At 58.6% G+C, this 3,462-nt stretch carries 1 protein-coding gene and 2 pseudogenes; all 3 read right to left on the bottom strand.

Features of this window, described 5'->3' with window-relative positions; translation table 11 throughout:
• A pseudogene (locus ACIF4X_RS29025) lies at positions 1–1,052 on the bottom strand (FAD-dependent oxidoreductase); the annotation flags it as partial.
• Positions 1,053–1,149: 97 nt separating this feature from the next.
• Entirely contained in the window at positions 1,150–2,373 is a 1,224-nt protein-coding gene (gene odhB, locus ACIF4X_RS29020) for a 2-oxoglutarate dehydrogenase complex dihydrolipoyllysine-residue succinyltransferase (RefSeq protein ID WP_201239313.1), read from the bottom strand.
• Between the two features lie 42 nt (positions 2,374–2,415).
• Positions 2,416–3,462, bottom strand: a pseudogene (locus tag ACIF4X_RS29015) (2-oxoglutarate dehydrogenase E1 component); the annotation flags it as partial.

The following is a 3,462-nucleotide window of genomic DNA, read 5'->3' as shown; positions in this document are numbered from 1 at the left end:
AACGCCTTCAGCTTTCAAGGCCTGCTCGGTTTTGCCAACCCACGCGATTTCCGGGTGAGTATAAATAACCGAAGGGATCAGGTCATAGTTCATCTGGGCTTTGTGGCCCTTGATGCGCTCGACAACCATGATGCCTTCTTCCGAAGCCTTGTGAGCCAGCATCATGCCGCGAACCACGTCACCGATGGCGAAAACGCCCGGTACGGTGGTCGCGCAGTGATCGTCAACGTGCACGAAACCGCGCTCGTCGAGGGTCACGCCGCTGTCGGAGGCCAGCAGATCAGTGGTCACCGGACGGCGACCAACGGCTACGATCAGCTTGTCGAACGTGATGGTCTGTTCGCCGTTGGCATCGGTGTAGTTCACAACGACTTCGTCGCCGTTCACTTTCGAGCCGGTCACGCGAGCGCCCAGTTTGATGTCCAGACCTTGTTTGGTCAGGGTTTTCAGCGCTTCCTTGGAAACAGCGGTGTCCGCTGCCATCAGGAAGGTGTCCAGAGCTTCCAGGACAACCACTTCAGAACCCAGACGCGACCACACCGAACCCAGTTCCAGGCCGATCACGCCAGCGCCGATCACGCCCAGACGCTTAGGTACGGTCTGGAATTCCAGTGCGCCAGTCGAATCAACGATGACTTTCTGATCAACCGGAGCCGGTGGAATGTCGATCGGACGCGAACCTGGAGCCAGGATGACGTTTTCAGCTTCGATGACTTCAACCGAGCCGTCTGGCTTGGTGACTTCGACTTTCTTGCCAGCCAGCAGTTTGCCGTGGCCCTGAATCGAAGTAACGCCATTGTCACTTCGCCGGGCGAGATACCGTGAACGTTGAAGCTTTCTTTCGCTTCCTTGTATTTCCAGGAGCTGTCGAGCAGCGCCTTGGAAGGAATGCAGCCCACGTTCAGGCAGGTGCCGCCCAGGGCTTGCTTGCCTTCTGCGTCGGTGTACTTCTCGATGCAGGCAGTGGTCAGACCCAGCTGCGCCGCCTTGATGGCAGCCACGTAGCCACCAGGGCCAGCACCGATCACTACTACGTCAAATTTCTGCGACATTCAAAAAATCCTCTTTAGCGAAAAGCTTCAAGCCGCGCGCCCCAAGCCAAGCTGCCCTTTCCTGCAGCTTGAAACTTGAAGCCCGCGACTGCTTCTATCAGATATCCAGCAACAGACGAGCCGGATCTTCCAGCAGGTTCTTGATGGTCACCAGGAAGGTCACAGCTTCTTTGCCATCGATCAGACGGTGATCGTAGGACAGTGCCAGGTACATCATCGGACGGATAACGACCTGACCGTTGATGGCCATAGGACGCTGGATGATGTTGTGCATGCCCAGAATCGCTGCCTGCGGCGGGTTGACGATCGGGGTCGACATCATCGAACCGAAGGTACCACCGTTGGTGATGGTGAAGGTACCACCGGTCATCTCGTCCATCGACAATTTGCCGTCACGGGCTTTCTTGCCGAAAGTGGCGATGCCGCCTTCGATTTCAGCCAGGCTCATCAGCTCGGCGTTACGCAGAACCGGAACAACCAGGCCACGGTCGCTGGAAACGGCAACGCCGATGTCAGCGTAGCCGTGGTAAACGATGTCAGCGCCGTCGATCGATGCGTTGACAGCCGGGAAGCGTTTCAGCGCTTCGGTAGCAGCCTTGACGAAGAACGACATGAAGCCCAGACGTACGCCGTTGTGGGACTTCTCGAACAGGTCCTTGTACTTCGAACGCAGGGCCATGACTTCAGTCATGTCGACTTCGTTGAAAGTGGTCAGCATCGCCATGTTCGACTGTGCTTCAACCAGACGCTTGGCCACGGTGGCACGAACGCGGGTCATCGGTACGCGCTTCTCGATGCGGTCGCCAGCGGCGAACACAGGAGCGGCAGCCGAAGGAGCAGCAGCCTTGGCAGGCGCGGCAGCCGGAGCGGCTTTCTTGGCAGCAACAGCAGCCACCACGTCTTCCTTGGTTACACGACCGCCTTTGCCAGTGCCGGCAACGGAAGCGATGTTGATGCCGTTTTCTTCAGCCAGCTTGCGCGCAGCAGGAGCAGCAACAGGATCGTCTTCGCCTTCGGCAGCAGCCGGTGCAGCGGCAGCAGCGGCCGGAGCAGCAGCGGCGGCTGGAGCAGCGGCAGCAGCGCCGCCCGCTTCGATGGAGCCCAGCACTTCGTCGGAAAGAACGGTGTCGCCTTCGTTCTTGACGATTGCGCCCAGCACGCCATCAGCGGTAGCCAGAACTTCCAGTACGACTTTGTCGGTTTCGATGTCGACGATCAGGTCGTCGCGCTTGACAGCGTCGCCCGGTTTTTTGTGCCAGGTGGCAACGGTGCCATCGGCAACCGATTCCGGGAAAGTGGGGGCTTTGATCTCGATAGCCATTATCTGTGGTTCCTTAAATTCGGTTTCAGGTGCGCGAAGGCGTTAAATGGTAAACGCGTCTTGCAGGAGTTTTTCCTGCTGCTCGGCGTGCATCGATGCGTAACCACAAGCAGGTGCAGCAGAAGCCTCACGGCCCGCGTACTCAAGTACGAGAGACTTGTCGAGGTTCCCGATGCTGCGACGCAAGTGGTGCTGGCTGCAGTACCAGGCGCCCTGGTTCATCGGCTCTTCCTGACACCAAACGGCATTTTTGACGTTGGTGTACGGAGCCAGGACTTCTTTCAAGTCGTCCTCAGGGAATGGGTACAGCTGCTCGATACGCACGATGGCAATATCTTCACGGCCTTCGGCACGGCGTTTTTCCAGCAGGTCGTAGTAGACCTTGCCGCTACACAGAACAACGCGCTCGACCTTTTTCGGGTCCAGTGCATCGATTTCCGGGATCACGGTCTGGAACGAACCTTCGGCCAGATCTTCCAGGGTCGAGATGGCCAGCTTGTGTCGCAGCAGCGACTTTGGAGTCAGCACGATCAGCGGCTTGCGCAGCGGACGAATCACCTGACGACGCAGCAAGTGGTAGATCTGTGCTGGCGTGGTCGGGACGGCAACCTGAATATTGTGCTCGGCGCACAGTTGCAGGTAACGCTCAAGACGTGCCGAGCTGTGCTCAGGGCCCTGACCTTCGTAACCGTGTGGCAGCAACATGGTCAGACCGCAGAGACGGCCCCACTTGTGCTCGCCGCTGGTGATGAACTGGTCGATAACAACCTGTGCACCGTTGGCGAAGTCGCCGAACTGGGCTTCCCAGATCACCAGCGCATCCGGCGTGGTGGTCGAGTAACCGTATTCGAACGCCAGTACCGCTTCTTCCGACAGGAACGAGTCGTACAGGTCAAAGCGTGGCTGACCGTCGTACAGGTGCTGCAGCGGAATGTAGGTGCCCGCGTCTTTCTGGTTGTGCAACACAGCGTGACGGTGCGAGAACGTACCGCGGCCGATGTCCTGACCGGTCATGCGGATCGGGTGACCTTCGAACGCCAGGGTCGCGTACGCCATGGTTTCGGCGTAACCCCATTTGATCGGCAGGCC

It is taken from the genome of Pseudomonas sp. NPDC085632 (assembly GCF_044541255.1).
Lineage (GTDB): Bacteria > Pseudomonadota > Gammaproteobacteria > Pseudomonadales > Pseudomonadaceae > Aquipseudomonas.
Note: the sequence above shows the minus strand (reverse complement) of the source record. Positions and strands in the feature narration are given on the sequence as shown.

Excerpts from the sequence above, each read along its gene's own strand:
- odhB (WP_201239313.1), bottom strand. The coding sequence starts at position 2,373 with ATGGCTATCGAGATCAAAGCCCCCACTTTCCCGGAATCGGTTGCCGAT.